We start from the raw sequence: 21,596 nt of genomic DNA, 5'->3' as shown, positions 1-21,596 counted from the left end.
GGACCTCACATCGCCTCGCACGCGATGCCGGAAGCGAGACGATACAAAGGTGCGCCTCGCGGCGCTCCATGCCCCTCATATTGAGGGCGCGAACGAGGCAGGCCTCGTGCGCGCGGTGAGGGGCACAACGAAAAGCTCACCTCGCGCGATGCGCGGGAGGAATGCGCGTGCGCGCGCGGAATTTCAAAGTGGCTGTTTGAAAATTGAATCTGAAAATCGGGATCACCGGCACAAGGCCGGTGATGATATCTGTGAGTGTCGCGCGCGATGACTGCCACATCCACGCGGAGAGAGATCACGAACAACGCGAAAATCTGATTGCCGTCATCCTGAGGTGCGAGCGAAGCGAGCCTCAACGGATGACGGCAGGGAACGCAAGCCCGCATCCTGCGAGGCTCGCCGCAAACGCGGCTCGCACCTCAGGATGACCCAGCACGCCTCATTCGAAATCCTTGCGCGGATTCGTCGGGTGCTCGGTGCGCCATTTTTCCATCAGCGCTTCAAGCTCCGCGTCATTGGCATCCGGCAACACGATGCGGGTGGTGACGTACAGATCGCCGAACCCGTCGGCACCCGATGCCCCCTTGATCGGCATGCCCTTGCCCTTCAGACGAAACGTCCGGCCCGATGATGTATTCTTCGGAATCGAAAGCTGTACCGCGCCGTCGAGCGTCGGCACGCGCACCTTCGCGCCGAGCACGGCTTCGTACAGCGTGACCGGCAGATCGAGACGCAGATCGTTGCCGTCGATCTTGAAGTAGGGATGCGGCGCGATGTTCACCGTGATCAGCACATCGCCGGGACGATGACCGGGCGCGGTTTCGCCCTGCCCCTTGAGGCGGATCTGCTGACCGGCGGCGACACCTGCCGGAATCTTGACGTTGAGCTCCTTGCCGGTCGGCAGACGGACCCGCCGCGTCGCGCCGTTGATGGCTTCCTCAAGCGCGACCGTCATCGCGACGGCCACATCGAGATCGGTGGCAAACGGCGTGTCGTATTCGAAGGTGCTGGCGCCGCCGCGCGGACCGCCGCCCATTCCGGCGCCAGCCTGGCCGCCGAACATGCTTTTGAGGATGTCCTCGAATGCGCCGCCGCTGGCAAAGCCGCCGGCACCCGGTCCACCGCCGGTGCGGAAGGAATATTCGAAGCCGCCTGGGCCCGCGCGTCGTCCGCCGCCGCCTCCGGGGAAGCCGCCGTCGAAACCCTGAAACTTCGGTTTGCCTTCGGCATCGATCTCGCCGCGGTCGAACTGCTTGCGTTTGTCCTCGTCGCCGAGGATTTCGTTCGCCATGTTGAGTTCGGAAAAGCGTTCAGCCGCTTTGGGGTCGCCCTTGTTGGCATCGGGGTGGTGCTTCTTGGCGAGCTTGCGATAGGCGCTCTTGATCGCCGCAGCAGTGGCACCCCGCTGCACCCCCAGGACCTCATAGGGGTCGCGCATTCGTTCGGTCTCCTTGCAGGAATTCAGGTTCGGGCCGAGCGGCCCTTTGGCCTGATGTGGTGTTTTCGTGACAATCCCGCAACGGGTTTCACCCGGAACGGTGTCAAAACTACAAAGTTGGGCGGTCCTGGTCGAGCGATCGAACCGGCCTAGCTGCGCTTCCAGGGTTTCATGTGGCGGATTTCCCAGGGCCCCTTGCCCTGCTGGCAGGCCTCACCCTGCAGCCAGCCTTCATTGGCGCCGCGCACATAGCTGGCGAGGAAATCCCGGCAGGTCCGCCCCTCGGTCGTATAGGTGGAGGCCAGCGGCGTGACCGAGCCGCGCGCGCCGGTTTCCGGGTTTTCCCAGGGCTGGCTGACGTCCTTTTGCCCTCGGGTCAGCACATCGGACGCGGCGTTGCGGGCCAGTGCGAGATCGGCGTCGGTCAGATTGGTGTCGTCGTGGGAGCGGATCATCGGGCCGATCGAGCCGGTGACATCCGACATGCCGTCCTTTTTGGCGTCCTTTCCGAAGGGCCCCATGCTGCATCCCCCGGACGAGCAGCCGACGGCCACCAGCACAGCAGCCGTGACAAGCCCGATCGGCGATAGGCCGCGGCCCTCGCGTACCCTATATAAGGAACGCTCGAGAACACGCTTGGCACGAAGAGGCGCCAGGGTACGCAACCGGATACTCCAGACATGAACGGTCCACACTCCATCAAAACCCCAGGTGAGTTAATTTCCGGTGATTTCACCGCCGCGGACGAGCCTTTTGGGCTGTTTGCGGTGTGGTTTGCCGAGGCGGTGAAGTCCGAACCGAACGATCCCAACGCCATGGCGCTCGCGACCGTGGACCCGGAGGGGCTGCCGGACGTGCGGATGGTGCTGCTGAAGGGCTTCGATACCGCCGGTTTTGTGTTTTACAGCCACATCGACAGCGCCAAGGGCCGGGAGCTCGCCGCCACCCCCAAGGCCGCGCTGCTGTTTCACTGGAAATCGCTGCGCCGGCAGGTCCGCATTCGCGGGACCGCGAGCCGGGTCACCGACGCCGAGGCCGATGCCTATTTCGCGACCCGTCCGAAGCAGGCCCAGATCGGCGCCTGGGCCAGCAAGCAGTCGCAGCCGCTCGAAAGCCGGATGGCGTTCGAAAAAGCCATTGCGCTCAACGCCGCCAAGTATGCTATCGGCGAGGTCCCCCGCCCCCCGGGCTGGAGCGGCTGGCGCGTCACGCCGCAGGCCTTCGAATTCTGGCACGACCGCCCGTTCCGCCTGCACGACCGCATCGAATTCCGCCGCGCGGCCCCCGATGCCGAATGGAGCAAGACGCGGCTCTATCCGTAACTGATGTCCTGAACGCTAACGCCCGAAGGCGAGACCCTCATTCATGCCGACTTCAACTCCCGCGGATTCCAACGCGCCCAAGCGCACCTTGCTGCTGACCGGCGCCAGCCGCGGCATCGGCCACGCCACCGTGATCCGCTTTTCCAGCGCGGGCTGGCGCGTCATCACCTGCTCGCGCCATCCGTTTCCCGAGCAATGCCCCTGGGACGCCGGCCCTGAGGATCACATCCAGGTCGACCTTTCCGATCACAAGGACACGGCACGCGCCATCGATGAAATCCGCGAGCGGCTCGAGGGCGGCGTACTGCATGCGCTGGTCAACAACGCGGCGATCTCTCCCAAGGGAGAAGGCGGCGCGCGGATGGGCTCGATCGACACCGATGTCGACGTCTGGAGCCATGTGTTCCGCGTCAACTTCTTCGCACCTGTCATGCTGGCACGCGGGCTGATCGAAGAACTGAAAGCCGCGAAGGGATCGGTGGTGAACGTGACATCGATCGCAGGCTCGCGCGTACATCCGTTCGCGGGTGCGGCCTATGCGACATCGAAAGCAGCGCTCGCCGCGCTGACGCGGGAGATGGCGTCCGACTTCGGCCGCGTCGGCGTGCGCGTCAATGCGATTGCGCCGGGCGAGATCGATACGTCGATCCTGTCGCCGGGCACCGACAAGATCGTTCACGAACAGATTCCGATGCACCGGCTCGGCACGCCGGATGAAGTCGCGAAGATCATCTACGTGCTGTGCACCGAAACCAGTTCGTACGTGAACGGCGCCGAGATTCACATCAACGGCGGTCAGCACGTGTAGGCGCAAACGAAAAGAGCGGAGCCGACGCCCCGCTCTTTTGTTTGTCTCGCCGCAAAATCAGACGATGTTGAGCTTCACGTCGAGGTTGTTGCGCGTGGCGTTGGAATACGGGCAAACCTGATGCGCGGTGGCAACCAGCTTCTCCGCGTCGGCGCGATCGAGGCCAGGCAGCGCCACGGTGAGCGCAACATCGAGACCGAAGCCGCCTTCCGAACGCGGGCCGATGCCCACATCAGCAGTCACGGTCGCATCCGCTGGCACCTTGACGCCGACCGTTCCCGAAACCGCCTTCATGGCGCCGATAAAACAGGCCGAATAGCCGGCTGCGAAAAGCTGTTCGGGATTGTTGCCCGGTCCGCCGCCGCCACCGAGCTCCTTCGGGGTCGCAAGATTGACCTGAAACGTGCCGTCCGTGGTCGAGGCTTTGCCATCGCGGCCGCCGGTTGCAGTGGCTTGGGTGCGATAGAGAACTTTGGTGGGCATGGATTTCTCCTTGGGGTTTCACTCGAGAGGCGGACCAACAACTTTGCGCTGCCTCCCGCCGGGGAACTGAACAATGCCATTTATATCGCGCACGATATAATCGTACAACATATATTTGGAATGGCAGCCCTGCAAAAATGCGTTGCGCGATTCAATCGCGCGCGCCTTAAATACGTGTGATCCCTTGCTGAAACACTTTGAGGACAGGCCATGGCCGCCCGACCAACTGCGGACGATCTGCTGAAGATCGATAATTTCGTCTGCTTCGCCCTGTATTCGGCAGGGCATGCTTTCACACGGCTGTACAAGCCCCTGCTCGACCCGCTGGGACTGACCTATCCGCAGTATCTGGTGATGGCGGTGCTGTGGGAAAAAGACGGCAGAACGGTCGGCGAGATCGGCGAGAAGCTCCTGCTGGAATCGAGCACGCTCACTCCGCTGCTCAAGCGGCTCGAAACGGCAGGCATGGTGCGCCGGACCCGCGATCAGGACGACGAACGGGTTGTACGGATCCAACTGACGCCGAAGGGCACAGAGCTGAAGCAGAAGGCAATCGAGATTCCGCAAGCGATCGGCTGCTCGACCAACCTCACGATTCCCGAGGTGATGAAACTGACCGACGACATCAAGGCGCTGCGCGAAAAGCTGCTTGCCGCGCAGGCGGCGTAAATTTAACCAGCCTTCCTTTGTCGCGCAGTCGAGCGGCCTGCTTTCTTTGCAGTACGGGGCTCGGTACGGGATGCGCGCGCCGGACGCTGTGCGGGCGCCTTGCCCTTCAGGCTCTGCTTCAGCGCATCCATCAGGCTGATGACGTTGTCGGCCTTCGCGGGCTTCTCGACAGACTTGATGGTCTTGCCCGAAGCCTTCTGTTTGACCAAGGCCTTCAGCGCGTTTTCGTATTCGTCCTCGAACTTTGATGCGTCGAAATTCGCCGCCTTGCTGTCGAGAATATGCGAAGCGAGTTCGACCATATCCTTCGAGATTTTCGGTGTCTTGATGTCGGCGAAGAAATCTTCCTCGTTTCGCACTTCGTACGCATATCGTAGCGTGGTGGCGAGCAGACCCTTGCCGAGGGGCTCGATCGCCACGATACGTTCGCGATTTGACAGAACGACGCGCGCGAGCGCCACGCGATCCTGATCCTTCATCGCATCGCGGATCACCGCAAAGGCGTCGAGGCCGGCATTGCCGTCCGGAACCATGTAATAGGGACTGTCCAGATATCTGCGGTCGATCTCGTCGCGCGGAACGAAGTTGTCGATGTCGATGGTGTGGTTGCTCTCGAGCTGAACAGCTTCCAGCTCTTCCTTCTCGATCTGGACGTACTCGCCCTTGCTGACTTCGTAGCCGCGGCCCTTCTGTTCCTTCTCGACCACTTCACCGGTCTCGGAATCGACCATCTGCTGCTTCAGCCGGTTTCCTGTCTCGGTATTGATCATGTGAAACCGGGTTCGTTCGACCGTCGTCGAGGCGGGATAGAGCGCCACGGGGCAAGTGACCAGCGACAGCTTCAGCGAACCCTTCCAGTACGCACGCGGCAACATCGGCGACCTCCAACTCAAACGCATACCCGGGACGGAACCCCAACAGGAGCCGCAGGTTTTGGTTCCTGAACTCCCGCCTGATGGCGCATGATACAATTGTTCCGCGTTTATTGCACCGTTGGGAATGCCTCGCCGTGGCCCAAAAGAAACTTAAGGTTTACCGAACAAAACGTGATTTCACCAAGACGGCAGAGCCGAGCGGCCGTACTCCTGTGGCGCCGGCCAAGGCGCGACGTTTTGTCATTCAAAAGCACGATGCGACGCGGCTGCACTACGACTTGCGGCTGGAGTTTGGCGGCGTGTTCAAGTCATGGGCGGTAACCCGGGGCCCGTCCCTCGACCCGAAAGACAAGCGCCTGGCCGTCGAAGTGGAAGATCATCCGCTCGACTATGGCGATTTCGAAGGCACCATTCCCAAGGGGCAGTATGGCGGTGGCACCGTAATGATTTGGGATCGCGGCTACTGGCTGTCGGACGATCCCGAGCATGGTTTCAAGAAAGGCGATCTCAAGTTCGCGCTGGAGGGGGGCAAGCTCCACGGCGAGTGGGTGCTGGTGCGGATGAAGCACGACCGCAACGGGGGCAAACGCACCAACTGGCTGTTGATCAAGCACCGGGATGAATACGTTCGCGAAGGCAAGGCGAACAACATTCTCGACGACGACACGTCCGTCGCATCAGGCCGCACGATGGCAGAGATCGCGGCGGGCAAGGGCCCCGCGCCGACGCCATTCATGACAGGCAAATCGAAGCGCGCGGGGGCAGATGCCGTATGGGATTCAAACAAAGGTCTCGCGGCTGACGAGCGCAGCAGGAAGGGCCACGCCAAGACCTCGGCCGCAAAGGAAAAGCCCGTTGCCAAACACGCAAAATCAAGAGCCGCCGTAAAGCGCGTTACGAAGCTGCCTGATTTCGTCGAGCCGCAGTTGTGTGCATCCGTCGAGAACCCGCCCTCCGGCAGCAACTGGGTGCACGAGATCAAGTTCGACGGCTATCGGGTCCAGATGCGGATCGAGAACGGCGACGTCACGTTGAGTACGCGTAAAGGTCTCGACTGGACCGGAAAATTCTCGGCGATCGCCAAACAGGCAGCGAAGCTTCCTGATGCCATCATCGATGGTGAAGTCGTTGCGCTGGATCACGAAGGCCATCCGAGTTTTGCCTCGTTACAGGCAGCACTGTCGGACGAAAAGACCAGCGATTTGATTTTCTTCGCGTTCGACCTCCTGTTCGCGGAAGGTGAAGATTTGCGGCCGCTTCCACTGTCAGAGCGAAAGAAACGGCTCAAGCTTCTGCTCGACGGCAAGAGAAAGCGAGATGAAGGAACCATCCGTTACGTCGAGCATTTCGAGTCCAACGGCAACGCCATCATGGAATCCGCGCGCGCGTTGTCGCTTGAGGGCATCGTGTCGAAGAAGGTCACCGCACCCTATCGTTCAGGACGCTCGGATAGCTGGACCAAGGCGAAGGTCCGCGCCGGGCATGAAGTCGTGATCGGCGGATGGAAGAGCAACGGCGGCAAATTCCGCTCGCTGATGGTCGGCGTGCCGCGCAACGGTCACCTCGCCTATGTCGGCGTCGTCGGAACAGGCTACGGACAGGCCACCGTCAAGCAGATCATGCCTGAACTGAAGGCCAACGCAGCGTCGAAGAGTCCTTTCGGCGGCGAAGGCGCGCCAAAAAAGACATCTGACATGCACTGGCTGAAACCGGAGCTCGTGGCCGAGATCGAGTTCGCCGGCTGGACCGGGGACAACATGGTCCGGCAGGCTGCGTTCAAGGGATTACGCAAGGACAAATCGGCAAGCGAGGTAACCGCAGACAAGCCCGCCAGGACTCATGTCGCGACACTGTCCGCGAAGACGAACGGCAAGACTCCTTCCCCACGGGGCGCCGCCTCGCGCGGTGGCGACAACATCGTCATGGGCGTGACGATCTCCAATCCCGACAAGGCGATGTGGCCAGATGGTGGCGATGGCGAGCCCGTCACCAAACTCGATCTTGCTCACTACATGGAGCAGGTCGGCGACTGGCTGATCGCGCATATCAAGGGCCGGCCCTGCTCCATCATCAGGGCCCCCGACGGAATCGGCGGCGAGACTTTCTTTCAACGTCACGCCATGACCGGCATGTCGAAATTGCTCGATCTGGTGAAGGTGTCCGGCGACAAGAAGCCGTATGTGCAGATCGATCGCGTCGAGGGACTGGTCGCGGTGGCACAGATCGGCGGACTCGAACTGCATCCCTGGAACTGTGCGCCGAACGAGCCCGATGTTCCTGGACGGCTTGTCTTCGATCTCGATCCTTCGCCCGACGTCGCGTTCTCTGCTGTCGTCGATGCGGCACGCGAGATGCGCGAGCGATTGACGGATCTCGGGCTGGAAAGCTTCTGCAAGACCACAGGCGGCAAGGGGTTGCATGTCGTCACGCCGCTGAAGGATGCGAGGAAAGACAAGATCGACTGGAAAACCGCCAAGGCGTTCGCGCAGGCCGTCTGCCAGCAGATGGCGGCGGACAGCCCCGAACACTATCTGCTCAACATGTCGAAGAAGCAGCGCGAGGGCAAAATCTTCCTCGACTATCTGCGCAACGACCGGACATCGACGGCGGTGGCCCCGCTGTCGCCGCGCGCCCGCGACGGCGCACCGGTGTCGATGCCGATGACATGGGCGCAGGTGCGCAGCGATCTCGATCCGATGAAGTATACGTTGCGCACCGTGCCGGCGCTGCTCGCGAAGACCAAGGCATGGGCCGACTACGACAGCGCCGCGCGGCCTATCAAGGCGGCGATTGCGAAACTTGCGAAATAGCTACCTGGCCGGAATTACAGCCACCGCTTCCACTTGAAGAACAGATACGGCCCGATCGCCGCGACAAGCATTGCGATCAGCGCCGATGGATAACCCCAGGGATGCTCCAGTTCCGGCATCACCTTGAAATTCATGCCATAGATTGATGCGATCAGCGTTGGCGGCATCAGCACCACCGCCATCACCGAGAACAGCTTGATGATGTTGTTCTGCTCGAGATTGACAACACCCAGCATGGCGTCGAGCACGAAGGTGATCTTGTTCGACAGATAGGAAGCGTGATCCGTCAATGATGACACGTCGCGCTGCAAGGTCTTGAATTGCGCCTTCTGCTCCTTGCTCCAGCGTCCGGCATCGGTCTCGACAGTGACGAAAGATATCAACCTGCCGATTGAGACAAGGCTCTCGCGAACCTTCGAGGTCAGGTCGCCCTTCTTGCCGATGGTCAGAAGAATCTGCGAATAGGTGCGCGCGTGGCCCCGCTCGGCGGAAGGTTCGAAAATCTGCGAAGAAACCGCATCCACATCCGCGCCGGCGCGCTCCAGAATATCGGCGCAGCGATCGATGACACCATCAAGCAATTCGAGAAGAACGCCATCGCCGGTAATGCTCGGGGAACAGCTCCGCGCGAGCTTCGCCGCAATCAGCGCGAAAGGCTTTGGCTCGTCGTAACGCACAGTGACAAGGCGGTGATCGGTCAGGATGAACGTCACTGGCGTTGTCCGCGGTGCCTGCGAATCCGCCGCGCACATCAGCGTCGCGGTCATGTAGCGCGCGCCGTTCTCTACATAGAGGCGGCTGGAAATCTCGATCTCCTGCATGTCTTCGCGGGTCGGGATTTCGATCCCGACCAGTTTTTCGACCGCCTTGTCTTCACCAGGAGATGGCGACTTCATGTCGATCCAGATCGCGTTCGGCGGCAGCGCGTCGGCCTCGACGTTGTCGAATTTCTTCAACGACGATGCGGTGGGAACGAAGACCGACAACATATGCGACTCCCGGAATCTCTCTTTCGCGAACAACGTGTCGTCTATCTGCTCTCAAAGCGCAATCTCTTCGATTCCTGCACGAACGGCGACGAGACATACAATTGTCATGCGGGACGAGGCAGCCGGAGCGATCGACGTCAGGCCGGTCCGGTCGATCCGATGGGAGACGGACGAATCCGACCGGCGGCTGCCGCATCGATTCCCGGGCGATGAATAACGAGGACGTGATCATTTTCCTAACCGGAGCAACATCCAAAAAGGAGATCGATTCGCCGGGACGACGGCAGAATGACGTCCTCCCGGACGTCCTGATTGGCCTGAAGGGCCCGAAATCCGGGCCTTTGCCGGGCCTTTAAGCACCCTCCGGTTTAACCGCCCCTTCTCCTGAGGCGCAAATGCCACAGGTGGCGTGCTGCATGGCAAAACCGTCCTGGAAGCGCTGGAAAATCGGCGCGTTTCGGCGCAAATAAGGGTAACGAAATCGGAAGCTTCTTCCGGCTAGATTTGGCGTGAAGACACACCCCGCGCCCTCTTTTGGAACTTCGGAATGTCCTCGTTCGGCTCAAAAATTATCGTTCTTCTCGCAGGTCTTTCGCTCGCCGGCTGCATGCAGGCGACGTCGGCCACTTACGAGAAATCACCGGAAGCTACCCTCAAGCCGCGCGACAAGGAGCTTCTGGCCAAGGCGCGCTATGAGAAGGTGGAAGTGGCGGCGCCGTTCCGGCGCGCGATCGTCAACTATCATCGCAAGGAATCGCCGGGCTCCATCGTGGTGGATTCCGACAATCACTATCTCTACTACGTGCTGGAGGGCGGCAAGGCGATCCGCTACGGCATCACCGTCGGCGAAGAGGCGCTCGCGTTCTCCGGCATCGCTCGCGTCGGAAACATGCAGGAATGGCCGAAGTGGACCCCCACAGCGGACATTCACAAGCGCATCGAAGGTCTGCCGCAGTCGGTCCCCGGCGGCCCGGACAATCCGCTCGGCGCGCGTGCGCTGTATCTTTATCAGGGCAATCGCGACACGCTGTTCCGCATTCACGGCACCAACCAGCCGGAATATATCGGCGCGTCGATTTCCTCAGGCTGTATCCGCATGACCAACGAGGACGTGATCGATCTTTACAGCCGCGCCAAGCAGGGCACGGTCGTGGTGGTGCTCGACCCGAAGCAGGGTGACTCGCCCTACAACTCGAAGATGGCGCTGCAAGGCGCCGGCGGCGGAACGGGTCCGTTCTAAGCTTCGCTGAACTAAACCAGATCAAAAGCGCCGGTCAGTCCGGCGCTTTTTTATTGAGCGCCGCTCCGCCGGGACAACTTGCCACGCGGCTTCGCAGGCGCCGCCGGCTTGCCGTCATCGTCCTCTGAAGCGGCCTCCGGTGCGGCCTCGGATGGCTTCCCGGATGCGGCCTTCTCTTCCGCTGTCGGACGCGGCGGAGCTTCCTCAGGCCGCTCGGCCGGGAGGAGCGGCGCGACTGCCGGCAGCGGATCGTGGACGCCCCACTGGCAAAGTTTGTAGTTGCCGCGCCGCTGCGCGAGGTCGAGATGAATATGGTCCTCGTGGTACCAGTCCGAGCTTGGTCCAAGCACCGTGGTAAAGCGCGTGCAGACCGAGGCCAGCACCTTCTCGCGGATCTCGCGTGACGCCGTGCGATCGGTCAACGACAGCTTATTCCCGTTCGCAAACGTCATGCCCCTCACGTCGAGCGCGTTGGCAAGCCCGTGTTCGGAGAGTTTTGCTCCGCGGACGCGATTGCGGCCACGGCATTCAAACGAATCGAAATTATCGAGTTCACTGATGGTGGTGCCGAGCTTGGCCGCCAGCGGCGCCATGTCGGTGCGAATCCAGTCGGCCACCGCAGCGGCCATGGTGCAGCGGAGGATCGCCGCAGGCTTCAGCGCCACCCGCTGGGTCGGCGACAACACGATCGCCTCAAGGCGCACCAGGTCCTCGCCGCCGCATCCGCCGGGCCCCTTGATGGGCGGGATCGAGGGCGCGATTGCGATATCTTCGGTCAGCGCCTTCCTGCACGCCGAAAGCTCGGGAGGCCTGGCCTCCGCAGGCTCTTGCACGGACGGCGCCTGATCGGGAGGACCGCCTTCCGGCTCGGCCGCAGCGGGCGCGTCAGCAGGCCGTGGCCGCGGCAGCGGCACATTGGCACTTGCCTCCATCGACGCGGCACATGTAAGGACCGCCGCCAACGCCAAAAAGAAGAGCACCGGCAGCCGACCCGTGGCATGCCAGTCACAAGGCCATTTGCGGGCCGCGTGGTCCGCGCTAAAGTTCATTCCAATCCCTTCGGGGAGCAACGATCACACCAACAAAAAGAATGTCTTGAGGAGGGAATACCGAATGCTTGGATTGATGCAAAATTGGCCCTTGTTGTGTCATCGGATCATCGATCACGCGGCGGCGATTCATGGCAAGCAGGAAGTCGTGACGCGATCGGTCGAAGGGCCTATTCATCGCACCAACTACGCCGAAATTCGTGCCCGCGCGCTGAAGGTCGGCCAGCAGCTCGACAAGCACGGCATCAAGATCGGGGACCGCGTCGCCACCATTGCATGGAACACCTGGCGTCATCTCGAAGCATGGTACGGCATCATGGGCATCGGCGCCATTTGCCATACCGTCAATCCACGGCTGTTCCCTGACCAGATCGTCTGGATCGTCAATCATGCGCAAGACCGCATCATGATGACAGACCTGACTTTCGTTCCGCTGCTGGAAAAGATCGCCGACAAGATGCCTTCCGTTGAACGCTTCATCGTGTTCACCGACAAGGCTCATATGCCGCAGACCACGCTGAAGAATGCGATCTCCTACGAAGAGTGGATCGCCGAGGTCGATGGCAATTTTCAGTGGAAGGAGTTCGACGAGAACACCGCAGCCGCGATGTGCTACACTTCAGGCACCACGGGCGATCCGAAGGGGGTGCTCTATTCGCACCGCTCGAACGTTCTCCACGCCCTGATGGCAAACAACACGGACGCGCTTGGCACCCGCGCCAGCGACACCATGTTGCCGGTGGTGCCGCTGTTCCATGCCAATAGCTGGGGCATCGCGTTCTCCGCACCCACCATGGGCACCAAGCTGGTGATGCCGGGCGCCAAGCTCGACGGTGCATCGGTCTATGAACTGCTTTCCACCGAGAAGGTGACCTATACCGCCGGCGTGCCGACGGTCTGGCTGATGCTGCTGCAATACATGGCCGCGGAGAAGAAGACGCTGCCCGACCTCAAGGTCGTGATCTGCGGCGGATCGGCGATGCCGCGCTCCATGATCAAGGCGTTCGTCGATATGGGATGCGAAGTCCGTCACGCCTGGGGCATGACCGAGATGAGCCCGATCGGCACCGTGGGCGCCCTCAAGCCTCCGTTCGAAAACCTGACGGGCGAGGCCCGGCTCGATATCCTGCAGACGCAAGGTTATCCGCCGTTCGGCGTGCAGATGAAAATCACCGACGACGCCGGCAAGGAACTGCCGTGGGACGGCAAGACCTTCGGCCGCCTCAAGGTAAGCGGGCCGGCGGTTTCGAAAGGCTACTACCGCGTCGAGACAAATATCCTCGACGATAGGGGCTTCTTCGACACCGGCGACGTCGCGACCATCGACGGCCACGGTTATATGCGGATCACCGACCGCTCCAAGGACGTGATCAAGTCGGGCGGTGAATGGATTTCGTCGATCGATCTCGAAAACCTCGCGGTCGGCCATCCAAAGGTGCTGGAGGCTGCGGTCATCGGCGTGCATCATCCGAAGTGGGACGAGCGTCCCCTTTTGATCGTGCAGCTTAAGCCGGAGCAGAAGGCGAACCGCGAGGAGATCCTGCAATACATGGACGGCAAGATCGCCAAATGGTGGATGCCGGACGACGTTCAGTTCGTGGACGCCATTCCGCACACCGCCACCGGCAAGATCCTGAAGACCGCGCTTCGGGATCAGTTCAAGGACTACCAATTCCCGACGGCGGCGGCCTGATCGCCGGATATCGAAAGGTTCCAAATGCCCGGCCTCGCGCCGGGCATTTTCCTATCCGGTTCCCAAACCTGCTTCCCACCAGCCCTGAAAATGGGCTAGGTCACCGGCGCACCCTTTCAGACCACGCAGACACGGATTCGAGGCATGGCCCGCCGGATTGCCGCCGCTTACCAGATGGAGCCGATCTCCGCCCTCGCGTCGTGGTCGCGGCGCCTCGCGGTGTTTTCGCTGCTCGCATCAGTCGTTGCTGTGGTTATCGTCAGGTTCGGTGTCCTCGATTTCAAACCGGCGCTAACGACCCTTTTCGGCGCGCTCGCCTGTGCTGGCCTCTCAATCCTGGTTGGTCTCGCCGCCTTCGCGGCGATCTGGCAGAACGGCTCGCGCGGCATGAGCCGCATTCTGCTGGCTTTTCTGATCGACGCCGCGATCCTCGCCTACCCGGCCTATCTCGCATTCCAGTACCGAACGCTGCCTGCGATTCACGACATCACCACCGATCCGATCGATCCGCCCCGGTTCGAGGCACTGGCGCGGCTGCGCGCCGGCGATGGCGCGAACCCCGCCGTCTATGCAGGCCTCTATTCAGCCGAACAGCAGCGTACCGCCTACCCCGATGTCGAGCCTATCAGCATCGATGTCCCGGCCCAGAAGGCTTACGAGATGGCCCTGCGCCTGGTGAACCGGCACAAGTGGCTGATCATCGACGAACGCCCGCCACTGCCGCCACAGCGGATCGGCCGGATCGAGGCGGTCGCGCGTACGCCGATCATGGGTTTCCGCGAGGATGTCGCGATCCGCATCACACCGGACGGCGACAGTGCCCGGGTCGATATGCGCTCATCGTCGCGCTATTTCGAGCACGATCTCGGCTCCAACGCGGCGCGCATCACCAAGTTCGCAGAAGAATTGAATGATGCCGTCGACACCGCCCAACCGGTGAAGAAGCTGATCACGCCGGCCAAGCCTCAAGCCAAGGGCGCGACCAAGCGATAGGTGCCGTCGATGGTGGGATCACCGTCGGTCGCAACCACATTGCGCGCAACCAGATCCTCAAGGTGCGCCAGCACCGAATAACCCGCCGCGCCGATCAGCCGCGGATCGATACCGATATAGCTCGCGCGAACAATGGTCGGGATATCCGCTTCGCCCTTGGCCAGCCGATACAGGATCGAGTCTTCACGCGCCTTGCGGTGGCGGATCAGAAACTTCACATACCGTACCGCGTCGGGGATTTCCGGGCCGTGGCCGGAGAAATAGAGCTGCTCGCCGCGGCGGGTCAGCCGTTCGAGCGAGGCCATGTAATCGACCATGGATCCGTCGGGCGGCGCGACGATCGAGGTCGACCAGCCCATGACGTGATCGCCGACAAACATCAGTTTGCGCTCGGCCCACGCGAAAGCCATGTGGTTGGCCGTGTGTCCCGGCGTGGCAACAGCTTCAAGCTGCCAGCCGTCACCGGTGACGCTCTCTCCGTCCTTCAGGATCACGTCGGGGCGAAACTCATAGTCCGCCCCGGATTCGGTCGGCGCAAGTTCGCTGCCATGACGCGGACGCGAAGCACGATGCGGCCCTTCGGCATAAACCGTCGCGCCCGTCGCGGCCTTGAGGCGCGGTGTGCCCGGCGAATGATCCTTGTGGGTATGGGTAAGAAAAATATGAGTCACGGTCTCGCCGCGCACCGCGTCGAGCAACGCCTGGATGTGGGCTTCATCGGCGGGACCCGGATCGATAATGGCGACGTTGCCCTTGCCGACGATGTAGCTCACCGTTCCGGTGAACGTGAACGGGCTCGGATTGTTGCACAACACCCGCCGAACGCCGGGGACGACCTCGTCCACAACGCCAGGGGCAAGCGGGAAATCCCGATTGAACGGAATGTCTTCGTTATCGCTCAAATTCAGCCCTCGCCTGGCAAGGCGTTACGAAAACGCCTGAATGCCGGTAATGGCGCGGCCGAGAATGAGGGCGTGAACGTCGTGGGTGCCCTCGTAGGTGTTCACGGTCTCGAGGTTCTGCGCGTGACGCATCACATGGTATTCGCTCGAGATACCGTTGCCGCCATGCATGTCACGGGCAACGCGGGCGATGTCGAGCGCCTTGCCGCAGTTGTTGCGCTTCATGATCGAGATCATCTCGGGCGCCATCTTGCCTTCATCCATCAGGCGGCCGACGCGCAGCGAACCCTGAAGGCCGAGCGCGATTTCAGTTTCCATGTCGGCAAGCTTCTTCTGCACAAGCTGCGTCGCCGCGAGCGGCCGGCCGAACTGCTTGCGGTCGAGCGTGTACTGGCGCGCGCGCTGGAAGCAGTCTTCCGCAGCGCCCATGGCGCCCCACGAAATGCCGTAGCGGGCGCGGTTGAGGCAACCGAACGGACCTGCCAGACCCGTAACGTTCGGCAGCAGCGCGCTTTCCGGAACCACGACGCCGTCCATCACGATTTCACCGGTGATCGAGGCGCGCAAGCTCAGCTTGCCGCCGATCTTCGGCGCTGACAGACCTTTCATGCCCTTCTCGAGAATGAAGCCACGGACCTTATTGTCGTGCGCGGCGGATTTCGCCCACACCACGAACACGTCAGCGATCGGGGCGTTGGATATCCACATCTTCGAGCCGGTCAGGCGATAGCCGTCCGCGACCTTCTCGGCCCGGGTCTTCATGCCGTCGGGATCGGAACCGGCATCGGGTTCGGTCAAACCGAAGCAGCCGACCCACTCGCCGGTGGCAAGCTTGGGCAGGTATTTCTTGCGCTGGGTCTCGTCGCCATAGGCGTAGATCGGATACATCACCAGCGACGACTGCACGCTGTTCATGGAGCGGTAGCCGGAATCGACTCGCTCGATCTCGCGCGCGACCAGGCCATAAGCCACGTAGCTCGCATTGGCGCAGCCGTATTCTTCCGGCAGCGTGACACCGATCAGGCCGAGCTCACCCATCTCGTTGAAGATTTCGCGATCGGTCTTCTCTTCGGCATACGCCTGCGTGACGCGCGGCAGCAGCTTGTCCTGGGCGTAAGCGCGCGCGGTGTCGCGGATCATGCGCTCGTCTTCGGTCAACTGCTCGTCGAGCAGGAACGGATCGTCCCACTGGAATGTCGCCTTGGCTGGCTTGTCCTTGGTCTGCGGGCGGGCACTCATGACAAAATCCTTTCAGCTTTAGACTGCTGCTGTGAAATCACGATAAATCGTCGGCGTCAGGTTGCAAGCTCAAAACCTGTTCCCGCGCGCGAGCACCTAGCTCTCAAATGGCTCATTGGCGATGATTTCGATGCCAAATCCCGAGAGACCTTTGTAGTCGTGCGCCGATGAGGTGAGATGCCGGATCGACGTCACGCCGAGATCGCGCAGGATTTGCGCGCCGACGCCGACTTCACGCCACTGCCGATGACGGTCAGCCTCCGCCGAATGATCGTCAGCGATCGGAGCAACAGGCACACCCGCTGCACCATCGCGCAGATAGACCAGCACGCCGCTGCCGTTCTTCTTGAAGTGCTCCAGTGCCGCGAGAATCCGGCCCGACCCGAAGAAGATGTCCTTCACGATATTAGGCTTGTGGAAACGCGCCAGCACGTTCTGGCCGTTGCCGACACCCTTGTAGACGAAAGCGACATGATAGACCGGATCGAACGGCGAACGGTACGCATAGCCATCCAATTGCCCGATCGGGCTGTCGACGGTGAAGGTCGAGACCCGCTCGATCAGCTTCTCGCGCGCCTGCCGGTACGAGATCATGTCAGCGATGGTGACATGCTTGAGGTTGTGCTGGGCCGCGAACTTCACGACCTGCTCGCCCTTCATCACCGTGCCGTCGTCGTTCATCAGCTCGCTGATGACGCCGACCGGCGGCAGATCGCACAACTTGCAGAGATCGACCGCCGCTTCGGTATGACCCGAGCGCAGCAGGACGCCGCCATCGCGCGCGATCAGCGGAAAGATATGGCCGGGGCGCGCGAAATCGCTGGCGCCCGCATTGGGATTGGCGAGTGCCCGGCAGCAGACCGTGCGCTCTTCCGCCGAAATGCCGGTGGTCATGCCGGGCTTGTAGTCAATCGACACCGTGAACGCGGTGGTGTGGTTGGAGTCGTTATGGGCGACCATCGGATCGAGCCGAAGCCGGCGGGCGTTATCGGCCGTGATCGGGGCGCAGACGATGCCCGAGGTGTGGCGGATGATGAAGGCCATCTTCTCCGCCGTGCAAAGCGTGGCGGCGACGATCAGATCGCCCTCGCCTTCACGGTCATCGTCGTCGGTCACCACAACGATTTCGCCCGCGGCAAACGCCTTCAAAACTTCAGGGATAGGATGGGCCATAACGCGCTCTTGCTCTCAAAAGGGGTGCAGATCGTATGGCGCAGGGCGCGGGCCCGCGCAACTGTCCCGTCCACATGGCCGTCATCCACTGGCCTTTGACGGCTTCAAACAAGAGATATGCCCCTGCCAAATCCGGGCAAGAGGTCCAGAGGGAACGGATTTCGCGGTTTTAAACGCGCGAAGCTTCCGCACGGCGGAACGCGCTCCGGAGAACTGCCGCCGAAGCCTCAGGGCAGGACTTCGCGGCGCTCGCTCAGAAGGTCGTCCATCTCGGCGCGCTTTTCCTCCAGCAGGCCCTGATCGGCGGCATCAATGACCCTGTAGAGTTCCGCTGCATCGGTGAGGCGGGTCACGGTGACGTAGTCCGCGCCCGCCGCATAAATATCGGACACGTCTGCCAGCAGGTCCGCCGTCGAAATGATCTTCGCATTGGGATTCATCGAGCGGACGTGGCGGACCAGCTTCTCGTTATTGGCGCCCTTCAGCAGCGAGTCCGGCACGCTGAGAATGATAATCTCGGCCTTGCCGACACCGGCATGCAGCAGCGTGTCGATGTTGCTGATGTCGCCGTAGATGACATGAATGCCGCGCGCCGTGAGCGTGCGAAACACGTTCGGATTGAAGTCGACGACGCTGATCTGCTCAAGCAGGGAGGCATTCTTCCGCTCGATTTCGCTGAGCAGCGCGCTCGCCGCCCGGAAGAAACCGAGAATGACGATGCGCCGCGCCGTGCCGTGTCCGCCCTCGTGATCGGCATCGGCGATATGGGCCTGGTCGAGATCCCGAAATCCAATTCTTTTCAACGCACCGATGGCCCACCGGGTGATCGGGTCGCTGCGCATGATCACAAAGGTCGAAAGCACCGCGAGGATCACGAACGCGAACGACGCGGCACTGGATGTTTGGGCTGTGATGTGTCCCGCCACAATACCGGTCTGGATAATCACGAGCGAGAATTCGCTGATCTGCGCAAGATTGAGTGCCGGCAAAAGACTGGCGCGCAACCCTTGCTTCATGAAGTAGAGCGGCAGGAATGTCGTGAGGATGCGGCTGACCACCGTGAACGCCGCAATGACCAGCGCCAGCCAGATGGTGGACGAATTCGGAATCGGAATTGTCATGCCGAGCGCCACGAAGAACAGCGTGATGAAGAAGTCCCGCAGCGTGGTGACCTTCGCCGTGACATCGAGCGCATAGGGAAACGTCGAGAGCGACACGCCCGCCACGAGCGATCCCATCTCGCGCGACAGATGCAGGCGTTCGGCGACTTCGCCGATCAGAAAGCACCATGCCAGCGCACCGAGCATGACCAGTTCGGGGCTGCGCGCGATCTGGTGAAAGATCTTCGGCAGGACGAACCGGCTGAGGATCATCGCGGTCGCCACCAGCAGCCCGACGCGGCCGATCGAGAGCAGGACAATACTGATCTGCAAATCGGCGAGGCTGGGCTGCACCGCGAGAAACAGGATCGCGAAAATGTCCTGGAGCACCAGGACGCCGAGCGTGATGCGGCCCGGCAGCGTATCCAGTTCCCGCTTCTCGTAGAGCACCTTGACGATGATGACGGTGCTCGACAGCGCACAGGCGACTGTCAGGTAAAGCGCGTCGAACTTGCCCGCGCCCAGTGACAGACCAATGGCGAGGAAAAACGCCACGCCCAGCACACAGGCGCCGATCAACTGACCGCCGGCGGCGAACAGGATAACGCGACCGGCCCTGATGATCTTCTTCAGATCGATTTCCAGCCCGATCATGAACAGCATGAAGATCAGGCCGAGTTCGGAGATCGTGCTGATCGATTCCTGCGACTTGACCCAGCCCATGCCGTAAGGGCCGATGACGAATCCGGCGACCAGATACGCGAGAATCAGGGGTTGCCGGAAAAAATGACCGGCAAGGCCCAGCACCCAGGCAAACAGGATCGAAAAGGTAATATCGCGAATAAGTTCGTGCATGCCCTCAACCGGCTGGCAGCAATAATAGAAGCCTGAATCAGGCTTCTGTATAAGGACCAAAGACCGCCGTGAAAGCAATATCCATGGCGCGATTTACGCCATCTCGGACGCATCAATGACGACAGTTCGCCGCAGCCCGGCGCGAAAACTGACGGATGGTGTCTGCGATGTGACAATCGCCAAAAACACGCCGGTCAGAATGGTTCCGCGGCTTGAATAACGGATCGGCCTGTATAGGTTCGCTCCGCGCCGGGGGCTTCGGAGCAGTACAGGTTGGTCATGAATTCGAAATTGAATCTCATTTTGGCGCTGGTTGTTTTGTTGGGTGGCTTGAGCGCCGCCAGAGCCGACGAAGGATCTCCGCTGGGTCTTTGGCTTACGGAAAAGGGCGACGCACGGATTCAGGTCACCCAGTGTGGACGGGCTCTGTGCGGAAAGGTCGCCTGGCTGCGCGAGGCAATCGATCCTGCAACCGGGAAGCCGCAGACCGACGACAAAAATCCCGATCCTGCTTTGGCATCGCGGCCCATGGTCGGCGTGCAGCTCTTCATCGGAATGACACCCAGCGGCCCCGGCACGTGGGCCGGTCGCATCTACAATGGCGATGACGGCAAGGTATACGACAGCAAGGTCTTGTTGATGGGGCCTAGAACCTTGCGCGTCGAGGGTTGCGTCGGCGCCATCTGCGGCGGCGAAAACTGGACCCGGGTCAGCGGACGCTGACGGCGCGGGCGATCTTCGACCGCCGAGGGCCTCACAGGGGAAAAATAGCTGATTTTTCTGAGAGTTATGGTCGGAGTGGCAGGATTTGAACCTGCGACCCCTGCGTCCCGAACGCAGTGCTCTACCGGGCTGAGCCACACTCCGACATGGGCGCCGGTATAGCGTCGGCTCTCGCGGACCGCAAGAAGCTGTATAAGGGATCAAATCCCTCAACAAACGCCACGATGGCGCGGCTCATGCGATGAAACTTGGTTTGAAAACGGCAATTCTTCCCGCTTCCGGCGCAGCGGACACTGCTGCGCGCTGCCTTGAGAGCGGCGGACTTGTCGCGTTTCCGACCGAGACAGTCTACGGACTGGGCGCGGACGCCACCAATGCCCGCGCCGTCGCCCGGCTTTACGAGGCGAAGGGACGCCCCTCGTTCAATCCTCTCATCGCCCATGTCGGTGATTTGCAGGCCGCCAGGCGCATTGCACGCTTCGATGACAGGAGTTTGCGTCTCGCGGAAACCTTCTGGCCGGGACCGCTGACACTGGTGCTTCCGAAAGCTCCGGGATGTCCGGTGTCCGATCTCGCCACCGCCGGGCTTGAGACGATTGCGGTTCGGGTCCCCGCCCATCCGGTCGCTCATGAGATTTTGCGGGCTTTCGGCAAGCCCATCGTTGCGCCGTCTGCCAATATCTCCGGACACGTCTCGCCGACGACGGCGGAGCATGTCTTCGGCGATCTTTCCGGCCGCATCGATCTCATCGTCGACGGAGGGCCTGTCTCGGTCGGCGTCGAATCCACCATCGTCGGCTGCTTCGAGACGCCCCTGCTGTTGCGGCCCGGCGGACTTCCCCGTGAGGACATCGAACGCGTCCTGGGCGAAAAGCTCGCGCGCGTGCCGGAGGAGAATAATTCAGCCGAGGCGCTTCCGCTGGCGCCGGGCATGCTGGCTTCGCACTACGCGCCGCACACCCCCTTGCGGCTCAATGCGCACCGGCTGGAAGCTGGAGAAGCACTGCTGGCATTCGGGCCGCGCATGATTCCCGGCTCCGAACGGGCCAGCGTCATGAATTTGTCGGAAGCCGGCGATCTGGTGGAGGCCGCCGCGAATCTTTTCGGTTATCTTCGCGAACTCGATGCGCGCGGGTCCCGTGCCATCGCGGTCATGGCAGTGCCCAATGAGGGTCTCGGCGAAGCCATCAACGATCGCCTGCAACGCGCCGCCGTTCCAAGAAGCTGACAGATCA

Annotated in this window: 19 protein-coding genes and 1 tRNA gene; 9 read left to right on the top strand and 11 right to left on the bottom strand. The window is 61.6% G+C overall.

Going from position 1 to position 21,596, the window contains the following annotated elements:
• Nucleotides 1-439: 439 nt before the first annotated feature.
• Together AC1RM7_RS22820 and AC1RM7_RS22815 are read right to left on the bottom strand one after the other, a co-directional pair.
• Nucleotides 440-1,438: a DnaJ C-terminal domain-containing protein gene (locus AC1RM7_RS22820; RefSeq protein ID WP_006019089.1), complete on the bottom strand. Its 999-nt coding sequence runs from the start codon at nucleotides 1,436-1,438 to the stop codon at nucleotides 440-442.
• A 149-nt stretch (nucleotides 1,439-1,587) separates the two neighbouring features.
• Nucleotides 1,588-2,103 carry an RT0821/Lpp0805 family surface protein gene (locus AC1RM7_RS22815; protein ID WP_024921891.1) on the bottom strand — a complete coding sequence of 172 codons (516 nt, stop codon included), beginning with the start codon at nucleotides 2,101-2,103 and terminating at the stop codon, nucleotides 1,588-1,590.
• A gap of 15 nt (nucleotides 2,104-2,118) precedes the next feature.
• Here AC1RM7_RS22815 and pdxH point away from each other — a divergent pair, with 15 nt between their 5' ends.
• Together pdxH and AC1RM7_RS22805 are read left to right on the top strand one after the other, a co-directional pair.
• The gene (pdxH, locus tag AC1RM7_RS22810; RefSeq protein WP_024921892.1) at nucleotides 2,119-2,760 is read left to right on the top strand and encodes a pyridoxamine 5'-phosphate oxidase; all 642 of its coding nucleotides are present in this window, start codon (nucleotides 2,119-2,121) and stop codon (nucleotides 2,758-2,760) included.
• Nucleotides 2,761-2,803: 43 nt separating this feature from the next.
• Nucleotides 2,804-3,568: an SDR family NAD(P)-dependent oxidoreductase gene (locus AC1RM7_RS22805; protein ID WP_006019086.1), complete on the top strand. Its 765-nt coding sequence runs from the start codon at nucleotides 2,804-2,806 to the stop codon at nucleotides 3,566-3,568.
• A gap of 57 nt (nucleotides 3,569-3,625) precedes the next feature.
• Here the strand turns inward: AC1RM7_RS22805 and AC1RM7_RS22800 are convergent, their stop codons facing one another.
• Entirely contained in the window at nucleotides 3,626-4,051 is a 426-nt protein-coding gene (locus AC1RM7_RS22800; protein ID WP_006019085.1) for an organic hydroperoxide resistance protein, read from the bottom strand.
• A gap of 210 nt (nucleotides 4,052-4,261) precedes the next feature.
• Between AC1RM7_RS22800 and AC1RM7_RS22795 the strand changes: the two genes are divergently transcribed.
• Nucleotides 4,262-4,720 (top strand): MarR family winged helix-turn-helix transcriptional regulator, encoded by a 459-nt coding sequence (locus tag AC1RM7_RS22795; RefSeq protein WP_006019084.1) that lies wholly within the window; start codon nucleotides 4,262-4,264, stop codon nucleotides 4,718-4,720.
• A gap of 2 nt (nucleotides 4,721-4,722) precedes the next feature.
• Here AC1RM7_RS22795 and ku read toward each other — a convergent pair whose 3' ends face one another.
• Entirely contained in the window at nucleotides 4,723-5,595 is an 873-nt protein-coding gene (gene ku / locus AC1RM7_RS22790; protein WP_006019083.1) for a non-homologous end joining protein Ku, read from the bottom strand.
• A gap of 134 nt (nucleotides 5,596-5,729) precedes the next feature.
• Between ku and ligD the strand changes: the two genes are divergently transcribed.
• On the top strand, nucleotides 5,730-8,405 hold the full coding sequence (gene ligD / locus AC1RM7_RS22785) for a DNA ligase D (protein WP_024921893.1): 2,676 nt from the start codon (nucleotides 5,730-5,732) through the stop codon (nucleotides 8,403-8,405).
• 14 nt (nucleotides 8,406-8,419) lie between these two features.
• Here ligD and AC1RM7_RS22780 read toward each other — a convergent pair whose 3' ends face one another.
• On the bottom strand, nucleotides 8,420-9,394 hold the full coding sequence (locus AC1RM7_RS22780; RefSeq protein WP_006019081.1) for a magnesium transporter CorA family protein: 975 nt from the start codon (nucleotides 9,392-9,394) through the stop codon (nucleotides 8,420-8,422).
• Nucleotides 9,395-9,941: 547 nt separating this feature from the next.
• On the opposite strand from AC1RM7_RS22780, the gene AC1RM7_RS22775 reads away from it, so the two are divergent.
• Complete coding sequence (locus AC1RM7_RS22775) at nucleotides 9,942-10,634, top strand: L,D-transpeptidase (RefSeq protein WP_006019080.1); 693 nt, start codon at nucleotides 9,942-9,944, stop codon at nucleotides 10,632-10,634.
• A gap of 50 nt (nucleotides 10,635-10,684) precedes the next feature.
• Here the strand turns inward: AC1RM7_RS22775 and AC1RM7_RS22770 are convergent, their stop codons facing one another.
• Nucleotides 10,685-11,683 (bottom strand): extensin family protein, encoded by a 999-nt coding sequence (locus AC1RM7_RS22770; protein ID WP_024921894.1) that lies wholly within the window; start codon nucleotides 11,681-11,683, stop codon nucleotides 10,685-10,687.
• A gap of 64 nt (nucleotides 11,684-11,747) precedes the next feature.
• Between AC1RM7_RS22770 and AC1RM7_RS22765 the strand changes: the two genes are divergently transcribed.
• Both AC1RM7_RS22765 and AC1RM7_RS22760 read left to right on the top strand, forming a co-directional pair.
• The gene (locus AC1RM7_RS22765; RefSeq protein ID WP_006019078.1) at nucleotides 11,748-13,376 is read left to right on the top strand and encodes a fatty-acid--CoA ligase; all 1,629 of its coding nucleotides are present in this window, start codon (nucleotides 11,748-11,750) and stop codon (nucleotides 13,374-13,376) included.
• Between the two features lie 144 nt (nucleotides 13,377-13,520).
• Nucleotides 13,521-14,369, top strand: a complete 849-nt coding sequence (locus AC1RM7_RS22760; RefSeq protein ID WP_006019077.1) for a DUF1499 domain-containing protein — start codon at nucleotides 13,521-13,523, stop codon at nucleotides 14,367-14,369.
• Here the strand turns inward: AC1RM7_RS22760 and AC1RM7_RS22755 are convergent.
• The 4 genes from AC1RM7_RS22755 to AC1RM7_RS22740 form a co-directional block, all read right to left on the bottom strand.
• Nucleotides 14,342-15,271, bottom strand: a complete 930-nt coding sequence (locus tag AC1RM7_RS22755; RefSeq protein WP_006019076.1) for an MBL fold metallo-hydrolase — start codon at nucleotides 15,269-15,271, stop codon at nucleotides 14,342-14,344. The genes AC1RM7_RS22760 and AC1RM7_RS22755 overlap by 28 nt on opposite strands.
• A gap of 24 nt (nucleotides 15,272-15,295) precedes the next feature.
• Nucleotides 15,296-16,510 carry an acyl-CoA dehydrogenase gene (locus AC1RM7_RS22750; protein ID WP_006019075.1) on the bottom strand — a complete coding sequence of 405 codons (1,215 nt, stop codon included), beginning with the start codon at nucleotides 16,508-16,510 and terminating at the stop codon, nucleotides 15,296-15,298.
• A gap of 96 nt (nucleotides 16,511-16,606) precedes the next feature.
• On the bottom strand, nucleotides 16,607-17,683 hold the full coding sequence (ribB, locus tag AC1RM7_RS22745) for a 3,4-dihydroxy-2-butanone-4-phosphate synthase (RefSeq protein WP_006019074.1): 1,077 nt from the start codon (nucleotides 17,681-17,683) through the stop codon (nucleotides 16,607-16,609).
• A gap of 227 nt (nucleotides 17,684-17,910) precedes the next feature.
• Complete coding sequence (locus tag AC1RM7_RS22740) at nucleotides 17,911-19,638, bottom strand: cation:proton antiporter (RefSeq protein ID WP_024921895.1); 1,728 nt, start codon at nucleotides 19,636-19,638, stop codon at nucleotides 17,911-17,913.
• 279 nt (nucleotides 19,639-19,917) lie between these two features.
• Between AC1RM7_RS22740 and AC1RM7_RS22735 the strand changes: the two genes are divergently transcribed.
• A complete protein-coding gene (locus AC1RM7_RS22735) occupies nucleotides 19,918-20,361 on the top strand; it encodes a DUF2147 domain-containing protein (protein ID WP_024921896.1) in 444 nt (147 codons plus the stop codon).
• Nucleotides 20,362-20,428: 67 nt separating this feature from the next.
• On the opposite strand, the gene AC1RM7_RS22730 is transcribed toward AC1RM7_RS22735, so the two are convergent.
• Nucleotides 20,429-20,505: transfer RNA gene (locus AC1RM7_RS22730), tRNA-Pro, on the bottom strand.
• 97 nt (nucleotides 20,506-20,602) lie between these two features.
• Here AC1RM7_RS22730 and AC1RM7_RS22725 point away from each other — a divergent pair.
• Nucleotides 20,603-21,589: an L-threonylcarbamoyladenylate synthase gene (locus AC1RM7_RS22725; protein ID WP_024921897.1), complete on the top strand. Its 987-nt coding sequence runs from the start codon at nucleotides 20,603-20,605 to the stop codon at nucleotides 21,587-21,589.
• Nucleotides 21,590-21,596 lie beyond the last annotated feature (7 nt).

The organism is Afipia sp. GW822-FHT03D08 (assembly GCF_058801645.1).
Note: the sequence above shows the minus strand (reverse complement) of the source record. Positions and strands in the feature narration are given on the sequence as shown.

Coding starts and splice junctions, on each gene's coding strand:
- AC1RM7_RS22820 (WP_006019089.1), bottom strand. CDS start 1,438: ATGCGCGACCCCTATGAGGTCCTGGGGGTGCAGCGGGGTGCCACTGCT.
- pdxH (WP_024921892.1), top strand. CDS start 2,119: ATGAACGGTCCACACTCCATCAAAACCCCAGGTGAGTTAATTTCCGGT.
- AC1RM7_RS22805 (WP_006019086.1), top strand. CDS start 2,804: ATGCCGACTTCAACTCCCGCGGATTCCAACGCGCCCAAGCGCACCTTG.
- AC1RM7_RS22800 (WP_006019085.1), bottom strand. CDS start 4,051: ATGCCCACCAAAGTTCTCTATCGCACCCAAGCCACTGCAACCGGCGGC.
- AC1RM7_RS22795 (WP_006019084.1), top strand. CDS start 4,262: ATGGCCGCCCGACCAACTGCGGACGATCTGCTGAAGATCGATAATTTC.
- ku (WP_006019083.1), bottom strand. CDS start 5,595: ATGTTGCCGCGTGCGTACTGGAAGGGTTCGCTGAAGCTGTCGCTGGTC.
- AC1RM7_RS22780 (WP_006019081.1), bottom strand. CDS start 9,394: ATGTTGTCGGTCTTCGTTCCCACCGCATCGTCGTTGAAGAAATTCGAC.
- AC1RM7_RS22775 (WP_006019080.1), top strand. CDS start 9,942: ATGTCCTCGTTCGGCTCAAAAATTATCGTTCTTCTCGCAGGTCTTTCG.
- AC1RM7_RS22770 (WP_024921894.1), bottom strand. CDS start 11,683: ATGAACTTTAGCGCGGACCACGCGGCCCGCAAATGGCCTTGTGACTGG.
- AC1RM7_RS22765 (WP_006019078.1), top strand. CDS start 11,748: ATGCTTGGATTGATGCAAAATTGGCCCTTGTTGTGTCATCGGATCATC.
- AC1RM7_RS22760 (WP_006019077.1), top strand. CDS start 13,521: ATGGCCCGCCGGATTGCCGCCGCTTACCAGATGGAGCCGATCTCCGCC.
- AC1RM7_RS22750 (WP_006019075.1), bottom strand. CDS start 16,510: ATGAGTGCCCGCCCGCAGACCAAGGACAAGCCAGCCAAGGCGACATTC.
- ribB (WP_006019074.1), bottom strand. CDS start 17,683: ATGGCCCATCCTATCCCTGAAGTTTTGAAGGCGTTTGCCGCGGGCGAA.
- AC1RM7_RS22740 (WP_024921895.1), bottom strand. CDS start 19,638: ATGCACGAACTTATTCGCGATATTACCTTTTCGATCCTGTTTGCCTGG.
- AC1RM7_RS22735 (WP_024921896.1), top strand. CDS start 19,918: ATGAATTCGAAATTGAATCTCATTTTGGCGCTGGTTGTTTTGTTGGGT.
- AC1RM7_RS22725 (WP_024921897.1), top strand. CDS start 20,603: ATGAAACTTGGTTTGAAAACGGCAATTCTTCCCGCTTCCGGCGCAGCG.